Here is a 330-nt window from a genome sequence, read left to right on the forward strand (position 1 = left end):
TTGCACCATCTGACCAGCCAAGGGTAAGCATTCGAAAGCCTTTATAAAAGCGCATTTTTTGAGAGGCATGATCAAAACAACGAGCTAGTAACTCAACCGTTTTACTACGATTTCGATCATACGAAGAATCATCTAATATTAAGACCTTCGGTCGGTCATGATTCGAGAGTTTCGTTACTTTTCCAATGGTATGGACACTAAGAAACAGTAAAAATCTACGCCACGCGAAGGTAGACTGATTTAAGAAACGATAGACGGAGTCCTTAGCAGGAAAATCGGCAGATTTTCTACTTTCAAGCGTCCGATACCAATTTTTGTTTTCAAATATCA

The 330-nt window shown here is 39.4% G+C and carries 1 protein-coding gene; it reads right to left on the bottom strand.

The window, feature by feature from the left end; genetic code table 11:
* Positions 1–330 (bottom strand): transposase (locus RZN25_18650; GenBank protein ID MEQ6378802.1); only part of this gene is annotated, 330 nt, incomplete at both ends.

This window comes from Bacillaceae bacterium S4-13-56, assembly GCA_040191315.1.
Lineage (GTDB): Bacteria > Bacillota > Bacilli > Bacillales > JAWJLM01 > JAWJLM01.